At 70.8% G+C, this 21129-nt stretch carries 21 protein-coding genes; 5 read left to right on the plus strand and 16 right to left on the minus strand.

From position 1 onward, the window contains the following. The 6 genes from sufU to BUB97_RS12015 are packed head-to-tail and all read right to left on the minus strand — an operon-like array spanning nucleotide 1 to nucleotide 5746. A complete protein-coding gene (sufU, locus tag BUB97_RS11990) occupies nucleotides 1–462 on the minus strand; it encodes a Fe-S cluster assembly sulfur transfer protein SufU (protein ID WP_073134980.1) in 462 nt (153 codons plus the stop codon). Further along, nucleotides 462–1703, minus strand: a complete 1242-nt coding sequence (locus BUB97_RS11995; RefSeq protein WP_073134982.1) for an aminotransferase class V-fold PLP-dependent enzyme — start codon at nucleotides 1701–1703, stop codon at nucleotides 462–464. Before BUB97_RS11995 ends, sufU begins: the two co-directional genes overlap by 1 nt. Next, the gene (gene sufD, locus BUB97_RS12000; protein ID WP_073135049.1) at nucleotides 1703–2992 is read right to left on the minus strand and encodes a Fe-S cluster assembly protein SufD; all 1290 of its coding nucleotides are present in this window, start codon (nucleotides 2990–2992) and stop codon (nucleotides 1703–1705) included. Before sufD ends, BUB97_RS11995 begins: the two co-directional genes overlap by 1 nt. Before the next feature lie 10 nt (nucleotides 2993–3002). Then, complete coding sequence (gene sufC, locus BUB97_RS12005) at nucleotides 3003–3752, minus strand: Fe-S cluster assembly ATPase SufC (RefSeq protein WP_073134984.1); 750 nt, start codon at nucleotides 3750–3752, stop codon at nucleotides 3003–3005. 1 nt (nucleotide 3753) lies between these two features. Then, on the minus strand, nucleotides 3754–5253 hold the full coding sequence (gene sufB, locus BUB97_RS12010; protein ID WP_073134986.1) for a Fe-S cluster assembly protein SufB: 1500 nt from the start codon (nucleotides 5251–5253) through the stop codon (nucleotides 3754–3756). A 10-nt stretch (nucleotides 5254–5263) separates the two neighbouring features. Beyond that, nucleotides 5264–5746 carry an SUF system Fe-S cluster assembly regulator gene (locus BUB97_RS12015; protein WP_086062138.1) on the minus strand — a complete coding sequence of 161 codons (483 nt, stop codon included), beginning with the start codon at nucleotides 5744–5746 and terminating at the stop codon, nucleotides 5264–5266. 253 nt (nucleotides 5747–5999) lie between these two features. Here BUB97_RS12015 and BUB97_RS12020 point away from each other — a divergent pair, with 253 nt between their 5' ends. Next, nucleotides 6000–6677 carry an NUDIX hydrolase gene (locus BUB97_RS12020; RefSeq protein ID WP_245818280.1) on the plus strand — a complete coding sequence of 226 codons (678 nt, stop codon included), beginning with the start codon at nucleotides 6000–6002 and terminating at the stop codon, nucleotides 6675–6677. A gap of 11 nt (nucleotides 6678–6688) precedes the next feature. Here the strand turns inward: BUB97_RS12020 and BUB97_RS12025 are convergent, their stop codons facing one another. The 7 genes from BUB97_RS12025 to BUB97_RS12055 all read right to left on the minus strand — a co-directional run bounded on the left by BUB97_RS12025 (nucleotide 6689) and on the right by BUB97_RS12055 (nucleotide 14167). Beyond that, nucleotides 6689–7552 (minus strand): oxygenase MpaB family protein, encoded by an 864-nt coding sequence (locus tag BUB97_RS12025; protein WP_073135055.1) that lies wholly within the window; start codon nucleotides 7550–7552, stop codon nucleotides 6689–6691. A gap of 101 nt (nucleotides 7553–7653) precedes the next feature. Continuing rightward, a complete protein-coding gene (locus tag BUB97_RS12030) occupies nucleotides 7654–8706 on the minus strand; it encodes a DUF305 domain-containing protein (RefSeq protein ID WP_073134988.1) in 1053 nt (350 codons plus the stop codon). A gap of 115 nt (nucleotides 8707–8821) precedes the next feature. After that, nucleotides 8822–9715 (minus strand): MBL fold metallo-hydrolase, encoded by an 894-nt coding sequence (locus BUB97_RS27260; RefSeq protein ID WP_073134990.1) that lies wholly within the window; start codon nucleotides 9713–9715, stop codon nucleotides 8822–8824. Next, on the minus strand, nucleotides 9712–10596 hold the full coding sequence (locus tag BUB97_RS12040) for a DMT family transporter (protein WP_086062139.1): 885 nt from the start codon (nucleotides 10594–10596) through the stop codon (nucleotides 9712–9714). Before BUB97_RS12040 ends, BUB97_RS27260 begins: the two co-directional genes overlap by 4 nt. Then, complete coding sequence (locus BUB97_RS12045; RefSeq protein WP_245818281.1) at nucleotides 10596–11558, minus strand: DMT family transporter; 963 nt, start codon at nucleotides 11556–11558, stop codon at nucleotides 10596–10598. Before BUB97_RS12045 ends, BUB97_RS12040 begins: the two co-directional genes overlap by 1 nt. Continuing rightward, entirely contained in the window at nucleotides 11551–12396 is an 846-nt protein-coding gene (locus tag BUB97_RS12050; protein ID WP_073134992.1) for an HTD2 family dehydratase, read from the minus strand. The genes BUB97_RS12045 and BUB97_RS12050 overlap by 8 nt, the downstream gene beginning before the upstream one ends. A gap of 124 nt (nucleotides 12397–12520) precedes the next feature. Continuing rightward, a complete protein-coding gene (locus BUB97_RS12055; protein WP_073134994.1) occupies nucleotides 12521–14167 on the minus strand; it encodes a hypothetical protein in 1647 nt (548 codons plus the stop codon). Between the two features lie 292 nt (nucleotides 14168–14459). Between BUB97_RS12055 and BUB97_RS12060 the strand changes: the two genes are divergently transcribed. The 4 genes from BUB97_RS12060 to BUB97_RS12075 are packed head-to-tail and all read left to right on the plus strand — an operon-like array spanning nucleotide 14460 to nucleotide 16921. Continuing rightward, on the plus strand, nucleotides 14460–15185 hold the full coding sequence (locus BUB97_RS12060) for a class I SAM-dependent methyltransferase (RefSeq protein ID WP_073134996.1): 726 nt from the start codon (nucleotides 14460–14462) through the stop codon (nucleotides 15183–15185). 13 nt (nucleotides 15186–15198) lie between these two features. Then, nucleotides 15199–16191: a glycosyltransferase family 2 protein gene (locus tag BUB97_RS12065; protein ID WP_073134998.1), complete on the plus strand. Its 993-nt coding sequence runs from the start codon at nucleotides 15199–15201 to the stop codon at nucleotides 16189–16191. Then, nucleotides 16188–16523, plus strand: a complete 336-nt coding sequence (locus BUB97_RS12070) for a DMT family transporter (RefSeq protein ID WP_073135000.1) — start codon at nucleotides 16188–16190, stop codon at nucleotides 16521–16523. Before BUB97_RS12065 ends, BUB97_RS12070 begins: the two co-directional genes overlap by 4 nt. Then, the gene (locus tag BUB97_RS12075) at nucleotides 16520–16921 is read left to right on the plus strand and encodes a DUF3574 domain-containing protein (RefSeq protein WP_073135002.1); all 402 of its coding nucleotides are present in this window, start codon (nucleotides 16520–16522) and stop codon (nucleotides 16919–16921) included. The genes BUB97_RS12070 and BUB97_RS12075 overlap by 4 nt, the downstream gene beginning before the upstream one ends. Nucleotides 16922–16956: 35 nt before the next feature. Here BUB97_RS12075 and BUB97_RS12080 read toward each other — a convergent pair whose 3' ends face one another. The 3 genes from BUB97_RS12080 to pdxY all read right to left on the minus strand — a co-directional run bounded on the left by BUB97_RS12080 (nucleotide 16957) and on the right by pdxY (nucleotide 20797). Beyond that, nucleotides 16957–18840, minus strand: a complete 1884-nt coding sequence (locus BUB97_RS12080) for a TRAP transporter permease (protein WP_086062140.1) — start codon at nucleotides 18838–18840, stop codon at nucleotides 16957–16959. Nucleotides 18841–18850: 10 nt separating this feature from the next. Continuing rightward, complete coding sequence (locus BUB97_RS12085) at nucleotides 18851–19834, minus strand: TAXI family TRAP transporter solute-binding subunit (RefSeq protein WP_073135006.1); 984 nt, start codon at nucleotides 19832–19834, stop codon at nucleotides 18851–18853. 114 nt (nucleotides 19835–19948) lie between these two features. Further along, a complete protein-coding gene (pdxY, locus tag BUB97_RS12090) occupies nucleotides 19949–20797 on the minus strand; it encodes a pyridoxal kinase PdxY (protein WP_073135008.1) in 849 nt (282 codons plus the stop codon). Nucleotides 20798–21129 lie beyond the last annotated feature (332 nt).

A 21129-nucleotide genomic window follows, 5' to 3' on the forward strand; every position in this document is an offset into this window, starting at 1 on the left:
TCACTCACTCGAAGCCTCCTTCCCGCCGTCGAGGGCGGTGTTGAGGGTGTGCCAGGCCAACGTCGCGCATTTCACGCGGCTGGGAAACTCATGCACGCCGGAGAGGACCTGGAGCCGCTCCATCTCCTCCTCCAGCGCGCCGCCGCATTCCGGGCAGGCGCCGGTCATGGCCATCTCGCGGAACTTCGCGGCCATTTCTCGCGCCTCGAGGGCCGTCTTGCCCTTGACCGTCTCGGTCATCAGCGAGGCGCTCGCCATGGAGATGGCGCAACCCCGGCCCTGGAAGGACGCATCCGCGATGCGGTCCCCCTCCATATCGAGGAACAGCTCCATCCGGTCGCCGCACATCGGGTTGTCCCCGCGCGCGTTCAGATCGGCGGCCTCCAGCCGGCGGAAGTTCCGCGGCTTGCGCCCGTGGTCCAGGATGACCTCCTGGTAGAGGTCGCGCAGGTCATCGAACATCAGCTGAAGAACCTCCGCGCGGAGGTCAGCGCCTCCGCCAGGAAATCGACTTCCTCATGCGTGGTGTAGAGGCCGAAGGACGCCCGGCAGGTGCTGTCATGCCCGATCCGGACATGCAGCGGCTCCGCGCAATGCCGCCCGGCGCGCACCGCGATGCCCACCCGGTCCAGCAGCGTGGAAAGATCATGCGCATGGGCGTTGCCGAGCGCGAAGGAGAAGACCCCGCCCCGGTCCTGCGCCCGCCCGATCACCGTCAGATCCTCGATGGCCGAGAGCTTTGTCATCGCATGATCGACCAGCGCGCGCTCATGCGCCTCGATGGCCTCCATCCCGATCGCGCTGACATAGTCGATGGCTGCGTGCAGCCCCACCGCCTCCACGATCGGCGGCGTGCCGGCCTCGAACTTCGCGGGCACCGGGGCGGGGCGGAAGCCCTCGCGGGTCACCTCGGAAATCATGTCGCCGCCGCCTAGGAAGGGCGGCATCGCGTCCAGCAGCTCCAGCCGGCCCCAGAGCACGCCGATGCCGGTCGGGCCATAGAGCTTATGGCCGGTGAAGACATAGAAGTCAGCGTCCAGCGCCTGCATGTCCACGCGACGGTGCACCGCCGCCTGGGAGCCGTCGAACAGCACCTTCGCGCCATGGGCATGGGCCAGCGCCGCGATGCGGGCCGCCGGGGTGACGGTGCCCAGCACGTTGGACATATGCGTGACGGCCACCAGCCCGACCTTCCCATCGGCCAGCTTCGCTTCCAGGTCCGCCATGTCCAGCTCGCCGGCATCGGTGACATTCGCGATGCGTAGCGCGATCCCATGCGACTGGGCCAGCATCTGCCAGGGCACGAAGTTGGCGTGGTGCTCCATCTCGGACACCACCACCGCCTGCCCCGGCTTCATCACCCCACGCCCATAGGAATGCGCGACGAGGTTGATCGCGGCCGTGCTGTTGGAGGTGAACACCACCTCCCGCGCATCCCGCGCGTTCAGGAAGCGCGCCACGGCCTCCCGCGCCGCCTCATAGGCCGCGGTGGAGGCCTCGCTCAGATGGTAGGCGCCGCGATGCACATTGGCGTAGCTCGTCTCGAACATCGCCCGCATCGCATCGATCACCGCGCGTGGCTTCTGCGCCGAAGCCCCGGAATCCAGGAACACCAGCGGCTTGCCATGCACCTTGGTGGACAGGATCGGGAAATCCTGCCGGATCCGCTGAACATCCAGGGCCGGGCGCAGGGTGCCGTCCATCACGCAGCCTCTCCATGCTGGGCCCACCAGGCCGACACGGCCTCCTCCAGCGCCTCGCGCGCCGGCTCGTCCGCAACGATCTCCACCGCCTCCTGCAGGAAGGCGCGCACGAGCATGGCGCGGGCCGTATCGGCCGGGATGCCGCGGGCGCGGAGATAGAAGAGGCTGTCCGGGTCCAGCGCGCCGGCGGTCGCGCCGTGGCTGCACTTCACGTCGTCGGCGTAGATCTCCAGCTGCGGCTTGCTGTCGATCTCGGCATCCTCGGAGAGCAGCAGCGCCTGGTTCATCTGGTAGCCGTCGGTCTTCTGCGCCTCGCGCCGCACCAGGATCTTGCCCTGGAACACGCCGCGCGAACGCCCGGCGAGCACCGTCTTCACCGTCTGGCGGGAGGCGCAGTTCGGCGCCGCATGGTCCAGCGCGGTGGTCGTATCGGCCAGCTGCCCCTCGGCCACCAGCTGCGCGCCGTTCAGATGCGCGATGGCGTTCGGGCCGGTCAGGGCCAGATGCGTCTCGCTGCGGCTGATCTTGCCGCCCGCATTCAGCACGAAGCCGTCATAGGTGCCGCCCTCCGCCACGCGCACGCCGAGATGCGCGAGGTGATAGGCACTCTCCGCCTCCCGCTGCACGCGGACATGGGTGATCTTCGCCCCCTCGGCCACCTCGATCTCGAAGACCGGGTTGTGCAGGTGCCGCGCGCCAGCTGCCGAAAGCGCGGTCTCCAGCAGCACGAGCTTCGCACCGCGCGCGAGCCGGATGAGATGGCGCGGATGCACCGTGCTCGCCGTCTCGCCAGAGGCAACGGAGAGCAGCTCCAGCCGCCCCGCATCGGCACCCTCCGGCACCTCGAGCACCAGCCCGTCCTCGAAGAGAAGGGTGTTCAGCGTCACCATGGGCTGCGAGGCCGAGGCCACCGTGTTCAGCCGGCCCGCCACGGTCTCGATCACCTCGGCCAGCGAGGCGGCCACCAACCCGTCCAGCTCCGACAGGTCCGCCCGGAACCGCCCATCCACGAAGACCGCGCGGCGCTCCGCGCGCTTCGCCGGCAGCACCACCGCCTCGTCCACGGCGGTCAGGGCCTCGCGGAACGCCCCGCGCAGCATCGGGGAGAGGTCCGTGTAGCGCCAGGCCTCCACGCGCCGGCTGGGCAGGCCGCCCGCCATCAGCGTCTCGGCCGCGGCGTCGCGCAGCTTGCGGACCTCGGGGATGGAGGCCCCCGGCAGGCGCTCGGCCAGCCCGGCATAGCGGTGCAGGAACGCCGCCGCGTTGCCGGAAGGGGTCACGCTGTTCATCTCGCTGTCCTCAGGCCGCCTCATGGAGGACGCCCGCATAACCCTCGGCCTCCAGCCGGTGCGCCAGCTCGGGCCCGCCCGACGTGACGATGCGGCCATCGGCCAGCACATGCACGCGGTCCGGCACGATATGGTTCAGCAGCCGCTGGTAATGGGTGATCACCAGGGCGGAGAAGGCGGGGCCGCGCATGGCGTTCACGCCATCGGCCACGATCTTCAGCGCGTCGATGTCCAGCCCGCTGTCGGTCTCGTCCAGGATGGCGATCTTCGGCTGCAGCAGCGCCATCTGCAGGATCTCGTTCCGCTTCTTCTCGCCGCCGGAGAAGCCGACATTCACGCCGCGCTTCAGCATGTCCTCGGGCATGGAGAGCTCCTTCATGCGGGCGCGCGCCAGCTTGAGGAACTGCATCGCATCCACCTCCGCCTCGCCGCGGGTGCGGCGGATGGCGTTCAGCGCGGTGCGGAGGAAGTTGGCGTTGCCGACGCCCGGCAGCTCCACCGGATACTGGAAGGCGAGGAACAGCCCGGCGGCCGCGCGCTCCTCCGGCTCCATCTCCAACAGGTCCTGCCCGTTCAGCAGCACGGCACCGCCCGTGATCTCGTAGCCCTCGCGCCCGGCGAGCGCGTAGGAAAGCGTGGACTTGCCCGCGCCGTTCGGCCCCATGATGGCATGCACCTCGCCATCCGGGATCTCCAGGGTGACGCCCTTAAGGATCGGCTTGCCGTCCACTTCGGCGGTGAGGTTCTCGATGCGCAGCATGTCAGCCGACGCTCCCTTCCAGGCTGATCTGAAGCAGCTTCTGCGCTTCGACCGCGAATTCCATCGGTAGTTCCTTCAGCACCTCGCGGCAGAAGCCGTTCACGATCAGGCCCACCGCATCCTCCTGCGACAGCCCGCGCTGCCGGCAGTAGAAGAGCTGGTCCTCCGCGATACGGCTGGTGGTCGCCTCATGCTCCACCTTCGCCGTCATGCAGCGGTTCTCGATGTAGGGCACGGTATGCGCGCCGCAGAGATCGCCGATGAGCAGGCTGTCGCACTGGGTGAAGTTGCGCGCGCCGGAGGCCTTCGGGCTGATCCGCACCAGGCCACGATAGGTGTTCTGGCCCTTGCCGGCCGAAATACCCTTCGAGACGATGGTGCTGCGCGTGTTCTTCCCAAGATGGATCATCTTGGTGCCGGTATCGGCCTGCTGGTGGTTGTTGGTGATGGCGACCGAGTAGAACTCGCCCACCGATTCCTCGCCCTGCAGGATGCAGGACGGGTACTTCCAGGTGATGGCGGAACCCGTTTCCACCTGCGTCCAGCTCACCTTGCTGCGCTTGCCGCGGCAGGCCGCGCGCTTGGTGACAAAGTTGTAGATGCCGCCCACGCCGTTCTCGTCGCCCGGGTACCAGTTCTGCACCGTGCTGTACTTGATCGAGGCGTCATCGAGCGCGACCAGCTCCACCACCGCCGCATGCAGCTGGTTCTCGTCCCGCTGCGGCGCGGTGCAGCCCTCGAGGTAGGAGACCGTCGCGCCCTCGTCGGCGATGATCAGCGTCCGCTCGAACTGGCCCGTGCTCTTGGCGTTGATGCGGAAATAGGTGGACAGCTCCATCGGGCAGCGCACGCCCTTGGGGATGTAGACGAAGCTGCCATCCGTGAAGACCGCGCTGTTCAGTGCCGCGAAGAAGTTGTCGGTATGGGGCACCACCGTGCCGAGATACTTCCGCACGAGCTCCGGGTGCTTCTGCACCGCCTCGGAGATCGCGCAGAAGATGATCCCTTCCTTCTCCAGCCGCTCCCGGTAGGTCGTCGCGACGGAGACGCTGTCGAACACCGCATCCACCGCCACGGGCATGCGGGCGCCGTCGGCCGGCACCTCGCCCGCGCCCTCGACGCCGGCCAGGATCGCCTGCTCCTTCAGCGGGATGCCCAGCTTGGCATAGGTCTTCAGCAACTCGGGATCGACCTCGTCCAGCGACTTCGGGCCGTCCTTCTTCTTCGGCGCGGCGTAGTAATAGGCGTCCTGGTAGTCGATCGGCGGATAGGTCACGGCGGGCCAGCGCGGCTCCTCCATGCCCTTCCAGACCTCGAAGGCGCGCAGGCGCCAGTCGAGCAGCCATTGCGGCTCGTTCTTCTTGGCGGAGATGAAGCGGACGATATCCTCGTTCAGCCCCTTCGGGGCGAACTCCATCTCGATATCGGTCTCGAACCCCCACTTATAGGCGCCCTGCGTGGCGTCCCGGACGGTATCGAGGGTCTCTTCGACGGCGGGCATGTCGGGTCCCTTACTCGGCGGCCCAAGGGGCGGATGATGGGGCCGCCACATGGGCGGGGGAGAAGACGGGGGGCCGGTGCATCTCGGGGCAGGAGGGCCGCGAGAGATCGGCGATGCTGATGGTGGACAGCGCGGCGCGGACGGCCTCGTTCACCGGGTCCCAGCGGCCGCGCACGGCGCAATGGTGCTCGGCGTCGCAGCCGCCCATCGCGCCATCCACACAGGCCGTAAGCGCGATCGGGCCGTCCATGACCACGATCACCTCGGCAAGCGGGATGTCCGAAATGGGCCGGCTCAGCCTGTGGCCGCCGCGCGCACCGCGCTGGGCTTCCACCAGCCCGCCCTGAGACAGGATGCGGAGCACCTTCGCCACCGTCGGTTCGGCGATGCCGGTCGCGGCGGCGAGGGAGGGTGCGGTATGCAGCCCGCCCTCCCGCCCAAGCCGGGCGAGAAGGACGACGGCGTAATCCGCCAGTTTCGACAAGCGCAACACGGTGGGGGTTCCGGCCGCTGAAGGGGATACCAGACCCCAGCGGTCCGGTATGGCGGGGAAATGCGTCTTCATCCCCTGACTGTCAAGCCGCCCACGCCTCCGTGACCGCTGAAAACAACACGTTGCGAGCGATTCTCGCTTGTCTGGCATGCGGCCTCCGCCCCCCTGGCCGGGCCTCCCCCGCCGGCGCAAGATCACGGCAGCCGGGCCGCGCGCCCAGGAAGCGCCCGAAGCGGCGACGAGAGGAGGCGCTATGCCCGAACCGATGCGACCCACCGATTTCACCGCCGCGGGCGAGCCCCGGCCGGAAAGGATCGTCCGGCCCCGCGACGCCGCCACCCTGCTTCTCTGGCGCCAGAGTTCACGCGGCCTCGAAGTCCTCATGGGCGTCCGCAGCGCCGGGCACCGCTTCATGCCGAGCCGCCTCGTTTTTCCCGGCGGCCGGGTGGACCGGGAGGACCGCACCGCCCCCGCCGCCTCCGAGCTGCACCCGCACACCCGCAAGTCGCTCGAACTCCGCGCCGCGCCGCGCCTCGCCCATGCCATCGCTGTCGCGGCCATCCGCGAGCTGCAGGAGGAGACCGGCCTGACCCTCGGCCAGATGAAGGCGGACCGCCTTCAGGCCGATCTCGCGCCCCTCCGCTATCTCTGCCGCGCCCTGACCCCCGCGATGAGCCCGGTGCGCTTCAACGCCCGCTTCCTCTACGCCCCGGCCGACGCCGCCACCGGCACCCTCGCCGGCTCGGGCGAGCTGGAGCACCTGGCCTTCTACGCGCTGGGCGAAACCCCGCCCCACGAACTCGCCCCCATCACCGCCAAGGTGCTGGGCGAGTTCCGCGACCTCATGGAACTGCCGGAAGCCGAGCGGGAGACGCGGCCGCTGATCTGGTACCAGGGGCGGGACACGCGCCGGCTGGAACGGATGCGATAGGGGTGCCCCCGTCAGCGCCCGGCCGAAAACGCCCAGCGCAGCGTGCGCGCGATGCCCAGCATGCCGGCCCGCACCAGCGGGCGGCTGAAGACCGGGGCGGGAAAGCCGTGCATCCGCCGCGCCCAGTCCGGCAAGAGCTCCACCCCGGCCTGCAGCGTCAGCGCCTGGACCGGCTCCGCCATGGGGTGGGTGGCCCGCTGCCCCAGCACCAGCCGCGCCACCTCGCGCGTGCGCGAATCCGAGCGCAGCGCCGGCCGCATCCGCGCGATCAGCGCCCGGGCCTCGGCCCGGCTGCGCGGCACGGGGTCGGCGCCCAGCGCCTGCCCGACCTGCGCCATCTCGGCGAAGTAGCGGTCCTGCTCCGCGGCGCGCATCCGCGGCTCGGCATAGCGGATCCAGGCCTCCAGGAAGCTCTCCGCCTCCGTCACATGCACCCAGGCCAGAAGCGCCGGATCGTCGGCGGCATAGGGCCTCCCGTCCGGCAAGGCGCCGCGCACCCGCCCGTGGATCCCCCTGACGCGCGCGATCACGGCCTCCGCTTCCTCCCGCCCGCCATAGGTGGTCAGCGCGATGAAGCGCGCGGTGCGCCGCAGCCGCCCATGCATGTCCGCGCGGAAGTTCGAATGGTCCCACACCCCCGCGAGCACGGCGGGATGCAGCATTTGCAACAGCAGCCCCGCGACGCCGCCGACCATCATCGAGGTCACGTCGCCATGCACGCGCCAAGCGACGGAATCCGGCCCGAACAGGCCATCCGGCCGCCGCGTCACCGGCCGCTCGCCGCGCTCGCGATCGTTGAACAACGCCACCACCTGGGAGGTGATGGCCTGCTTGATGGGCTGGGCCAGCCGCAGCCCGCCCCGGGGCGCCGGCATCAGCGGCACCCGGCCGGGGCGGCCTCCGGAAAGGGGTTCATCCCCCTACAACGGCGCCGCCAGCGCGGCGTTTCCGCCCGCCTCCGGCTCCCTGCCCCCGTTCAATGATGGTGGTGCCCGGCCGGCGCACCGGCCCCGGCCCTCGGCGCCGCGCCCTCGCTGCCACCATGCCCCGAGCCCCCGCCCTGCCCCGAACCCCGCGAGGCCGGCGGGCGCCGCTGCGCGGGCGGTGTCGCGGCCCGGCGCGGACGGGCCGGCGCCGGCGGCATCACCGCCTCACGCCCGGCATGTCCGCCCCCCTGCTCCGCCGCCGCACCCGTCCCATGCCCCGCGTGCCGATCGGCGGGTGGGGAGGCGCCGCCATGTCCGCCATGGGACATGCCGTCCATCCCATGGATCATCGAGGCGGGCACCGGCACCGCCTCGGCATCTCCCGCATAGGCCGCGACCACGCGCCGCATGAGCGCGATCTCCTGCGACTGGTCCGTCACGATGTCCACGTTCATCAGGCCGAGAAAGCTGTTCCGCGCATTCGGGTCAGCCTGGTAGGCGCGGGCCATGTCCAGCGCGCCCTGGTGATGAATGGTCATGGCCTTGGCGAACTGCACGTCCCGCATGGTCACCGGCGCATCGGCACGGAACACCGGCGTGAGAAGGCTGGGCACGGGATAGCGGGCGTAGCGGTATTGCTGCGCCAGCCCCTCGGAGGCGGCCGGCTGCACCGCGAAGCGCAGGAAGCCGAGATCCACCATCCGCGGTGCCTGGTCGAGCTGCCGGGCCACCTCGTCAAGCACCGCGATCTCGTAGCGCTGGTTCTGCATGATTGCATGCGCCAGCTCCTTCAGGATCGGGCTGCTCGCCTGCGGATCCTTCAGATACTCCTGGGACATGGTCAGCGCCCCCGCATGATGCGCGCGCATCCCGGTCACATAATCCCGGTCCGCCTTCCGCACCGCCGCCAGCCGCTCCGGCGAGACCACGGTGTAGGAGCGGGTGACGACCGGCGCGGCGCCCTCCCCGTCCCCCTCTCCCAGCACAGCCAGGGCAGGCCGGGCGGCCAGCAGCGCGGAAGCCGCGACGGCCAGGAGAAGGAGGGGACGGCGCGACCGGGTCTTGGCCACGGAGGTTCCCGTGGCGGGAGGGATGAAGATCATGGGCTGTGGTCCTGTCGGTGCTTCCGCCGGGCCAGGGCAGGCCCTCGATGGCCTCTCTCGACGGCGCCCCGCCCCACCTCGCCTCCCGAAGCTGGGGCTTCCCCCTATGGCAAGGTCAAGCGGCGAGAAAGCGCTCGCCCTCCCGCCTGGCCAGCCCCTCGCCTTCCAGCTTCACCAGATGCGCCAGCAGGCTCCGCGCCGCCGCCGGCACCAAACGCTCCTCCAGCACCGGCCCATAGACGGCAGGCACCAGCGCCAGGGCCGAAGCCGGCCCGCCGGCCGCGCGCAGCACCTCCAGCACCCGCGCCTCCCTCTCCCGCCGATGCCCGATCAGCGCGGCGATGAAAGGGCCGGGGGCATCATGCGCCGGCCCATGCCCGGGCAGCAGAAGGCGGTCGCCGCGCGCCGCCACCCGTTCCAGCGAACGCATGTAGTCCGCCATGTCCCCATCCGGCGGGGACACCACGCTGGTGGACCAGGCCATCACATGGTCGGCGCTGAACAGCACGCCCTCCGGCGCCAGCTCCCGCTCCGCCTCCAGGGCGAAGCACAGGTGATTGGCGCAATGACCGGGCGTGTGAAGGGCCGTCAGCCGCCACCCGTCGCCTTCCACCGTCTCGCCATCCCGCAACCGCGTATCGGGGGAGAAGGTGTGGTCCCCACCCTCGCCCTCCGCCGCCGGGGTGAGATGCGGCCCGAAGCCGAGCGTCTCCGCCCCCGTGGCCGCCGCGAGCGGGGCCGCGCCGGGCGAATGGTCCCGATGCGTGTGGGAGACGAGGATGCGCGTCACCCGCTCCCCGGCCAGGGCCGCGAGGATGGCGGCGCGATGCGCGTCATCCACCGGCCCGGGATCGAGCACGGCGACCTCCCCGCGACCGATGAGGTAGGTGTTCGTCCCTCGCCAGGTGAAAGGACCGGGATTGCCGCAGAGGATGCGCCGGATCCCCGGCGCGATCCATTCCACGGCTCCTGGCGCCAGGGGGTCGTCCCGCCGGAACTCTGGGCTCATTTCGTCCTCCCCCGGAACTCGCTGCGCAGGACGAGGATGCCCGCACCGATGATCAGCGCGCTGCCCAGCAGCATCGCAAAGCCTGGCGCCTCGTCCCAGACGATCCAGCCGAGCAGCCCGGCCCAGAGCAAGCCAGTGTAGGTGTAGGGCCCGAGGGAGGAGACCTGCGCGCTGGCGAAGGCCTCGGTGTTCAGCACCTGCCCCACGCCGCCGATCAGCCCCATCACCACCAGCAGGCCCAGGTCGCCCCAGCTCGGCGTCACCCAGACGAAGGGCAGGAACAGCCCGGTCATCGCCGCCATCAGCAACGCCTGCCACAACACGATGGTCGTGCTCGCCTCGGTGGCCGAGAGCTGGCGCACCAGCATGGTGGACAGCGCCCCGAAGAAGCCGCCCAGCGCACCCACCGCGCAACCCAGGATGACGGCGCTGCTCAACCCCGCGCCGCCCGCACCCTGCCCCGCCGCGATCACCACCACGCCGGCGAAGCCGACCATCACCGCCGCCCAGCGCGCCGGGCCGGGCCGCTCCCCCAGCCAGGGGATGGCCAGCAGGATGATGAAGAGCGGCTGCGTGTAGTTCAGCGCCGTCTGCTCGGCCAGCGGAAGGAGCGTCAGCGCAAAGAAGGCGCAGCCCATGCCCAGCAGCCCGGAGGTGGCGCGCACCACATGCCCGCCGAAGCGCCGCGTGCGCAGCAGCGCGCCCGCGCGCAGCCCCGCCGCCAGCACGATGGGCAGGGAGAAGGCGTTCCGGAAGAACATCAGCTCGAGGAAGTTGTAGCGGGCGCTCAGCGTCTTCACGAAAACGCCCATCAGCGCAAAGGCCGCCGTGGCCCCCACCATCAGCAGCGCCCCGCGGCGCATGTCGTGGCGCAGGGGCATCAGCGGGCCTCCCTTGCGGCGGCCTGCCGAAGGGCCTGGGCCTCCCTCGCCCGCTTCTGCGCTCGGTAGAGGTTGTAGAGCCCCGCCGCGACCACGATCGAGGCGCCGAGCAGCGTGGTCCAGGCCGGCACGTCGCCCCAGACGAGCACGCCCACCAGCGTTCCCGTCACCAGCGTCGAGTATTCGAATGGCGCCAGCAGCCCCACGGGCGCGAGCGCGAAGGCACGGGCGAAGAGGAGATGCGCCGCGCCATTGCCGAGGCCGAGCAGGATGATCGCCACCACCCCACCCCAGGAGGGCCAGCCGACCGGGGGGAAGAAGGGCAGCATGGCGATGCCGAAGGGCACATGGGCGACCATCAGCCAGAAGGCGACCGTCGCCGGCCGGTCAGTCCGCGCCAGCACCCGCGTCCAGATCCGCGTGACCGCCATGAAGCCGACGCCGCCCAGCAGCACCGCAGCCTCCCAGCGCCAGAGGTCGCCGCCCGGCCGCACCATCACCAATACGCCGAGGAACCCCGCCACGGTGGAAAGCCAGCGGCGCCAGCCCACCGTCTCGCCCAGCAGCGGGATGGCCAGCACGGTCATCGCCAGCGGCGCCACGGCGGCCACGGCATAGCTGTCGGCCAACGGCATGCCGCGGAACCAGGCAAAGTAGAAGGTGACCGTCACGGCGCAGTGCAGCAGGCTGCGCGACACCACCAGCCGCCGGTTGACGGCCCGCACGCGGAAGCCGCCCGAGAGCACCAGGACGGTCAGCGCCCCGAGCGAGCCCCGCAGGATCATCGCCATGGCGACGCCGATCTCGGGCAGCACCCATTTCACCGCCGCGTCCGAGACCGTGACGATGCCGAAGCCGAGGGCGATCAGTCCGATGCCGCGCAGCGCCTCGTCGGGCCGCTCGGCGGAGGAATCCGGGGCCAGCGGCTTCGCCGCGGACCCCCTGGTTTGGTGGTCAGACAAGAAAAGCCTCGGCCTCCTGGCAGGTCGCGCCCGCCTCGTCGCGCGTCTCCAGCCGGATCACGCCAGCCTCGTCCCGCCGCCCCAGCAGCGCCAGCCGCCGCCCATCGAAGCAGGGCCGCCGGCCGCGATAGGCGAAGCGCGCCAGCCGCGCGCCCGGCATGCCCCGGCCTGCGCCCCCGGCGAGGTCGAGCGCATGGCGCGCCAGCAGCGTCGCCTGCAGCGGTCCATGCACGACCAGGCCCGGATAGCCCTCCTCGCGCGTCACATAGGGGTGGTCGTAATGGATGCGGTGCCCGTTGCCGGTCAGCGCGGAATAGCGGAACAGCATCACGGGGTCCGGCACCAGCGATGCCTCCAGCGCGCCATCCCAGGCCGGCGCAGCCGGGGCATCTTTCACCGCCGCGCCCTCGGTGCCGCGATAGACGATGTCCTGCTCCTCCTCGAGCAGCACGCCGCCCGGCCCGTGCAGCACATGCCCGACCGTGACGAAAACCAGCCGCCCGGAGCCGCCCGCCTTCTCCTTCACCGAGAGGATGGTGCTGACGCGGCGCAGCGCATCCCCGGTCCGCACCGGGGCGTGGAAGGTCACGCGCCCGCCCGCCCACATCCGGCGCGGCAGGTCGTGCACCGGCGGAAGGAAGCCGCCGCGGCGCGGATGCCCGTCCGGCCCCAGCCCGTCGGGCATGCGCCAGTCCTGGAACAGCATCCAGTGCCAAAGCTCCGGCCAGGCCTCGCCCTCCAGGGAGCGCCCGAGCGTGGCGGCCATCCCCTCCGCCAGGCGCGCATCGGCACGGTCCTCCCGCACCTCATCGCGACCGACATATGCCTCGAATGCCATCTCTTCCCCCCTCGCGCGGCCGCCTGCACGTCCTGCGGGGGCAGCTTAGCCCCAACCCGCGCCCGCGACAGGGCGCCGGGCCGGATTCAGCCATGCGGTCCGGCCATCGTGTTCGCGGCCCGCCTCAATCCTCGCGGATATAGAGCTTGTAGCCCTCGATCTCGCCCTGCTGGCGGTAGTTGCGGAAGGCCTCCGCGAAGAGCGGATGGCGGCTGAAATACTCGATGAAGTCAAATTCCTTGCCGCACCAGGGAATGCCCACATGCCGCGTCACCAGCACCGCCGAGGGCGGCGCCGCCGCGAAATCCTCGGCCACCGTGCGATAGACGAAGAACTCGGCCCGCGACATCTCCCAGGGCTGGCGATACCGCTCCCCGTTCTCGGGGCAGACGCGGTTCACGCCCTGCAGCAGCCACAGGTTCATGAAGCGCAGCGTGGACTGGCTGTGGGCGTAGTTCAGCGCGGGGTAGATCGGCCAGATATCGGGCGTGAGGACGAGCAGCCGCTCGTTCCATGCATGCTCGCGCAGCCAGGCGGTCAGCCGCCCGCCCTTGGCGTCCTCGAAGTTGATCTCGCGCAGCGGGGCCTCGCCGCCCCGCACCATCACCAGGAACAGCGCCGCGCTCATCGCCGCCGCGATCGCGGGCGCCGCGGCCCGCGCGCGGCCGGCCGGCAGGGCACCATCCAGCCACCGCGCCGCCATCACCCCCGCCGTCAGCCCGCCCAGCATGAAGACCGGCGCCACATGGTAGGTCCAGCCCTTGTGCTGCACCCAGGCCGAGAGGAACGCCCCCGCCATCGCCGCCCAGAGCGCGAGGACCAGCGGTCCGAAGCGCAGCATCAGGCAAAGCGAGGAGACCATCGCCAGCAGCAGCGTCGCCGGGCCCATCTGGTCCGTCAGCAAGGTGCTGAAGGCCGAAAGCCCGCCAAGATCGACGTAATAATCCCAGACCAGCGGCACGACATGGCCGAAGAAATCCGGGAAGAAGAGGGGAATGGAGGCTAGATAGAGCAGCCAGATCGCCGCCATGGTCCAGGGCACGGGGTCCTTCAGCCCCGCCGCCGCGCGCCGCCAGGCGCCACGCGCGAAGCCGCCCAGGGCCAGAGGCCGCAGCAGCACCGCGGCCTCCACCAGCAGCGGCACGCCGAGGAAATGCGGCTTCAGCGCGAAGCCGAGCGCGGCCAGCAGCGTGACCCCGAAGGTCATCCCGCGCGAGGTGGGCAGCTCGAGCATCCGCCGCGCGGCCAGCACGGCATAGGGGATGGCCACCGTCGCCATCAGCACCTCGCGCTGGCCGAAATCATAGCCCGGCAGAACCAGGACCAGCGGCACCAGCGCCGCCAGCGCCGCCGTCTCGACCGGCCCCTCGGCCATGCCGTCCCGCAGGCGCAGGGAAAGCCACCAGCACAGCCCCGCAAGGGCCACCAGGCAGAACAGCAGCGCGTTCACCCCGTCCAGCGGGGTGAATTCCGCCAGATAGCCGGGGATGAGGTTGAGGACGAAGATCAGCGGCGGGTTGACGTCGATCAGCTGCGAATACAGCCGTTCCCCCGCGATCCAGCGCTCCGTGAAGTTCAGCACCGCCGCCACGTCGTGGTTCAGCGGGGGAGAGAGCACGGTCAGCAGGAACAGGGCTGCCGGCAGCAACGCCGCCGCCCGCCAGAAGCGCGCGCGCCATCCCGGCCTGAGCAGCGTGCCCAGCGGCGCCCGCCCAGCGGCGGACAGCCCCGCCGGCTCGGCCGCGGGAGAGGGAGGAAGGGAAGCGTTCATGCGTGGCGTTTCTGCGGTCGCATCCTGGGTGGCGCGGCCCGTCCGCGCAATCCTTGGCCCGGCCAGGGGCTCAACCGGGGGCCACAGCCGAGGCCCCCAGCCGAGGCCCGGCCCTGGCTTGAACACCATTCTAGCCCCCGATTGAGGCGTCCCCTTGGCGGAGCTGCCTTGTCCCTGCCGCAGCCCCCTGCCAGAAGCGAGGCGCCGACAAGCCGACCCGCCCCGTGCTAGTCCCGGCCCCGGACCCGGCGGAACGGCCCGGGCCCGCCACCGACTCCGCCCAGAGCCCGCCTTGGAAGACGCCGAATACAGCCTGATGGACGCCGCCGAGGAAGGCATGTGGTGGTACCGCGCCATCCATGCCCGGCTCCTCGCCGCGATCGAAGCCCGGCCCGGCCTCCCGGCCCTGCCGCTGCTCGATGCCGGCTGCGGCACGGGCGGCTTCCTCGCGCGCCTGGCCCATTCCTCGCCCCGCCCGGCCCTGGGGCTGGACTACAACCCCCGCGCCGCCGCCCGGGCCGCCGCCAAGTCCGGCCAGCCCACCACCGCCGGCACCATCAACGCCCTGCCCTTCCCCGATGCCGCCTTCGGCGCCGCGGTCTCCGTGGATGTCCTCTGCCATGCGGCCGTGGACCAGGATGCCGCCCTGGCCGAGCTGCGGCGCGTGATCGCCCCCGGCGGCACCCTCGTCCTGAACCTGCCGGCCTTCGCCTGGATGTTCTCGGCCCATGACGTGCGGGTGCACAACGCCCGCCGCTACACGGCCGCCGGCGCCACCTCCCTCCTCCGCGCCGCCGGCTTCGCCGATATCTCGGCCCGGTACTGGAACGGATTCCTCCTTCCCCTCATGATCCTCCAGCGCAAGGTCCTGGCCCGGCGCGAGGACCATGCGAGCGATGTGGGGGACTTCCCGCCCTGGCTCGACAACCTCCTGCACGGCGTCACCGAGATCGAGCGCCGGGCCCGCCTTCCCCTTCCCGCCGGCGGCTCCGTGCTGCTGGTCGCGACCAGACCCTAGAGGACCCCGCCCTATGCGCCCCGAGACCGCCCCGGCGCCCGCGACGGAAACCGTCGGCCTCTCCATCGTCGTGCCCGTCTATCGCGGCGCGGCCACCGTCGGCACGCTCGTCGCCGCCCTCTCGGCGCTCAAGCCCGCCGGCGGCATCGAGATCGTGCTGGTGAACGACGGCTCCCCCGACAATTCCGGGGAAGTCTGCCGCCGGCTGGCCGCCGAGGCCACGGTGCCGCTGACCTATGTCGAGCACGCCCGCAACTTCGGCGAGCACAACGCGGTCATGTCCGGCCTCCGCGTCGCCCGCGGCAGCTACGTCATCACCATGGATGACGACCTGCAGAACCCGCCGGAAGAGGTGCTGAAGCTCTACGACCATGCGCGGCTCGGCGGGTTCGACGTCGTCTACACGCGCTACGCCGTGAAGGAGCATGAGGGCTGGCGCAACCTGGGCAGCCGCTTCGCCAACGGGGTGGCGGACCTGCTGATCGACAAGCCGCGCGGGCTCTACCTCTCCTCCTTCCGCTGCATGTCGGCCCTCGTGGTGCGCGAGATCACCCGCTACGCCGGGCCCTATCCCTATATCGACGGCCTGATCATGCAGGTCACGCAGCGCATCGACTCCATCGAGGTGCTCCACCTCAAGCGGGTGGAGGGCCGCAGCAACTACACGCTGCGCCGCCTGGTCCGCCTCTGGCTGAACCTCGCCACCAACTTCTCGCTCCTGCCCGTGCGCCTGGCCGTCTTCGCCGGCGTGGCCATGGGCGTGCTCGGCGTCTTCGCCGCCCTCTTCGTCATCATCGAGGCAATGACCGGCGAGACCCCCTCCGGCTGGGCCTCCACCATGACCGTCACGCTCCTCATCTCCGGCGTGCAGTTCCTCATCCTCGGCGTGCTCGGCGAATATGTCGGCCGCGCCTTCCTCTCAGCCAACGGCACGCCCCAGGGCGTGGTGCGCGAGATCATCCAGGCCCGCCCCGTGGCCGAGACGCGTATCGAGGATGCGGCATGACCGCCTACTGGCTCACCCTGACGGCCGCCATCATCACCTCGATGGTCGGCCAGATCCTCCTGAAGTCCGGCGCGACGGGCGAAGGCGGCTTCCTCGCCCAGCTCTTCCGTCCGCACACCATCATCGGCCTCGGCCTCTATGGCGGGGCGGCGCTGCTCTACATCGTGGCGCTGCGGAAGATCCCGATGTCGGTCGCCCTTCCCTTCACCGCCGTCTCCTACGTGGTCGCCGTCCTCATCGGCCATTTCTTCTTCGGCGAGGGGCTGGGCACGCAGAAGATCGTCGCCATCGCGCTGATCAGCCTCGGCGTGGTGGTGCTCGCCGGCGCATGAGGGCCGCGGCGGCCCTGCTGCCGCTCCTCCTCGCCGCCTGCACGGCCCCTCCGTCCTGCCCCGCCGGCACGGCCCCGGCCGTGGTCGCGGAGCTGGCCTTCGGCCGCAACGCGGATGGCGTGCTGCGCGTGGGCGAGGCCGACTGGTCCGCCTTCCTTGCGGAGGAGGCCACGCCGCGCTTCCCGGACGGCCTCTCCTCCCTCGATGCCCAGGGCCAGTGGCGCGCCCCGGACGGGCGGATCGCCCGGGAGCCCGCGAAGCTCCTCTGGCTGGTCCTGCCCGGCGCGACGCTGGAGGAGGCATCCCGCCGCACCGAGCCGCTGGCGGCCGCGTACAAGGCGCGCTTCGGCCAGGAGAGCGTGCTCCGAAGCCTCCGTTCCGGCTGTGCCGGCTTCTGAACCGGCCGGGTGGGGGACGAGCGGGGGACGGGCGGCTAAGCCACCCGCCTCGCCGGCGCCGCCAGCCGCCCGAGCACCCAGGCCAGCGCCATCGCGGCCAGCGCCAGGGCCAGCCGGCCCGGCGCCGGGATCACGGGCACGAAGGCCGCCGCCAGCCCGGCCCCGCCGAGCAGCACCCGGGCAACCGGACCGATCGGCGCGAGGAAATACCCAGCATAGGAGGCCGTGATCGCGACCAGCGCCGCCACTTGGATGCCGGCCGCGAGCAGGATCTCCAGCAAGCTGCCCCGCATCATGATCCCGGGGTCGTAGATGAAGGCGAAGCCCACGGTGAAGCCTGCGATGCCGAAGCGCGTGGCGTGCAGGCTGGTGATGGTCGGCTTGGCCCCCGCGATGGAAGCCGCCGCGAAGGCGGCCGCCGCCACCGGGGGCGACACGTCGGCCAGGACCGCGAAGTAGAACAGGAACAGATGGGCCGGCAGCAGGTCCACGCCCATGGCGACCAGCTGCGGCACGCCGATGGCCGCGGCGATGATGTAGGAGGGCGTGGTCGGCAGCCCCATCCCCAGCACCAGCACCGTGATCGCCAGCAGGATCATCAGCAGCGGCAGCGACCCGCCGGCCAGGTCCTTGATGATGCCGCCGAAGGCCACGACCATGCCCGTGGCGGTGAGCGCCGATACCACGATCCCTGCCCCGGCGATCGCCACCGCCAGCGGCGCCATGGTCAGCCCCGCATTCAGCAGGCTTTCGAAGATCGCGCGCGGCGTCATCCGCGTCCGCCGCCGCAGCATCGCGACCACGATCATCGCGAGGGTCGCGCAGAAGGCCGCGTAGTTCCCGGACCAGCGCTGCATCATCAGGTAGACGAGCACGCCCATGGGGATGACGAGATGCGCATCCGCCAGCACCTCCCGCCAGGGCGGGATCTCGGCGCGCGGCATGGGCGCCATGCCCGCGCGCTTCGCCTCGAAATGCACGGCGGAGAGGATGGCGAAATAGTACAGCACGGCACCCATCGCGGCCGCGACGACGATCTCGCCATAGGCGATGTTGGTGATCTCGGCCATGACGAAGGCCGCCGCGCCCATCACGGGCGGCATGATGGCGCCGCCCACGCTCGCCGCGCTCTCGATCCCGCCCGCGACGGCGGGCCGGTAGCCGATGCGCTTCATCAGCGGGATCGTCATTGCCCCTGTCGTGATGACGTTGGAGACGGAGGAGCCGCTCATCGTGCCGAACAGGCCGGAGGTGATGACCGCCACCTTCGCCGGCCCACCCGTGAACCGCCCCGCCGCCGCCGCGCCGAGATTGCTGAACAGCCGGCCCGTGCCGCTGCCTGCCATGAAGGCGCCGAAGATGATGAACACCGCGATGGTCGTCGCCACGATCCCGGTCAGCGGCCCGTAGACGCCGCCCGCCGTGGGCACGAGCCAGGAGGCCTCGAGGATCTCGGCCACGGAGAAGGGCCGCGTGTTCAGCACCCCCGGCAGGAAGTGGCCGAAGGCCATGTAGGCGATGCTGATGATCACCATCCAGGCCAAACCCGGCTCCACTGCGCGCCGCGTGGCCTCCAGCAGCGTGACGATGGCCAGCACGGCCATGGCCGACATCACTGGGGTGAAGTCGTCCACATACTCCATGCGGTCCGACACCGCGCCGGCATTCACCCAGACCCAGAGATGCGGCGCGGCGGCGGCGAGGAACCAGGCCCAGTCCAGGGGGCTCGGCCGGTCCTTCGGGCTTTCGGCCCGTGCCGGCCAGAGCAGGAAGATCGGCGGCACGAAGGCCAGCAGGTGGAAGGCCCGCATGGCGATCGGCTCGGGAAAGCCGAAGCCGCCGAAATACAAATGGGCGGCCGCCGCAAGCGCCAGCCACCCCGACAGAACCGGGCCGAGCGGCCCCTTCAATGCGCGCAAGGGATGCGGCTCAGCCCGGCATCACGCCGGCTTCACGATAGGCCTTGGCCGCGCCGGCATGCAGCGGCGCGCCCTCATACTTCCAGGCCACCGCCGGGTCATAGGCCGCCATGGAGGCATGGATCTGCGTCAGCCGCGCGCCCTTGGCCGCGATCAGCACCTTGGTCAGCTTGTAGGCCACCTCCTCCGGCACGCTCTCATGCACCACGATCACGCTGTCCATCGTGGTCACGGGCAGGTCGGCGGTCTGCAGCGCCGGATAGGTCGCGGCCGGCAGGATGCCCTGGTTGTAGGCATAGGCATTGATCAGGTGCTTGCGGATGTCGTCCGGGAAGGCCACCAGCCGCGCCGTGCGCCGGCCCTGCCCGATCTCGGTCAGGATCGCGGCGGGCTTGGCGAGGGCGCAGTACATGTAGTCCACCTGCCCATCCGCGAAGGCGGCGGCGATGTCGTTGTAGGAGCCGTTGAGATAGGTGCCGCCCTCCGCCCGGATCTTCTCCGGCGAGGTGCCGATGAACTTCATGATGCGCTGCAGCGTCATCTCATCCGTCGAGGAACGCTGCGGCGTGCCGATCCGCAGCCCGCGCTGCGTCAGGATGGCGCGCATGTCCTCCAGCGGCTTGTCGGCGGCGCGGAGGAAGTTGTGCTCGGTCGGCGAATAGCCGGTGCCGAGGGTGCGGATCTTGTCGTGCTTGGCGCGATACGGCTCCTCGCCCCGCACCGCCGCGGCGGTGAAGGCGTCGATTCCCCAGCCCATCTGGGACTGGCCATTGTTGATGCGCGTCGGGTTCGCCAGCCCGCCGCCGGGCACCACGCGGATCTGCAGGTCCGCCTCGTCCTTCGCCAAGGCGGCGACGCCCGCCCCCATCGTGTACCAGCCGCCGCCGAGGGAGCCGGCGACGAACTCAAAGGTCTGCTGCGCGCTCGCCATGCGGATGAAGGGCATCGCCAGGGCGCCGCCGAGCAGGAGGCGGCGGGGAAGGATCGGGAGCATCGGGAAGCCTCCAGGGGCAGCGTGTAGCGGGCGCGCATCTTGAGCGTTCCCGTGCCGGGCCTGCAATGCCCGTGCCGCTCCCGGCGCCCTGGAGGCCCCCTCAGCAGGCCCCGCTCAGCAGGACTGGGCCATGAACACGCGGGAGGGCGTGACGAACTCCTCCTGCGCCGCGACGGTCAGGATCTCGCGGGACTTCTCCTCCGCCGTGCGCCGCAGCAGCCCGTAAATGGAGGAAGTGGCCGCCGAGAGCGCCAGCCGGGAATCATCCCAGCGCAGCCGGTGGAACAGGAACAGCGCCGCCATCGCGTCGCCCGCCCCGTTCACCGAGATCGGCAGCTTCGGCGTCCGCACCCGCCAGAACCGCCCCTCTTCTCCGGCGAGGAGATCGACGGAATCCTCCGGCGTGTCCTCCACCTGAAGGCTCGTCACCAGCACGGTGCGCGGCCCCTTCGCCTGCAACGCCGCCACGGCCGCCTTGGCATCCTCCAGTGAGACCACCTGCCGTCCCGTCAGCCATTCCAGCTCGAACTGGTTCGGCGTCACGATCGCGGCCAGCGGCACGGCCCGGTCCCGCATGAACTCCGGGATGCCCGGCCGCACGAAGATCCCGCGCCCCACATCCCCGATCACCGGGTCACAGCACCAGATCGCCGCGGGATTGGCGGCGCGCACCCTGGCCACCGCGCCGAGGATCGCCTCGCCGATCGCGGCATCGCCCATATAGCCGGAGAGCACGGCATCGCAGCGCGGCAGCGCGCCGCGCTCCTCGATCCCCTGCACCAGGTCGCCGATCAGCTCCGCCCCGAAGACCTGCCCGCGCCAGGCGCCGTAGCCCGTGTGGTTGGAAAACTGCACGGTGTTGACCGCCCAGACCTCCGCCCCCAGCCGCTGCAGCGGAAAGACGGCGCTGGCATTGCCCACATGGCCATAGGCCACCCAGGACTGGATCGAGAGGATGTTCATCGCACCACCCACCCCGCGCGGGATCACGACTCGCCCGCCCGCCCGCGGGGCGACGAGGGGCGACCTTCCCTAGACCCCGGGGCCGGGGGCTGTCACGCCGTGGCCTCGGAGCGATACCGGCGGGCTTCGATTCTGGGGTGTCGGTCTGTCCCGGGGAGAGGAAGAAAGAATTCTTCCTCTCCCCGGACCCCTCACCATCATCTTCTTTTAGAAGTTTGGAATCACTCGGCTGACGGTGCGCCTGAGGTCTAAGACCTCAGGCGGCTGCAAAGGCAGGACGGGCACCCTCACAACCAGAGATCCCTTCGATCAGGGTATCCACGGCAGTCAGA

It is taken from the genome of Muricoccus roseus (assembly GCF_900141905.1).
Taxonomy (GTDB): domain Bacteria; phylum Pseudomonadota; class Alphaproteobacteria; order Acetobacterales; family Acetobacteraceae; genus Roseomonas; species Roseomonas rosea.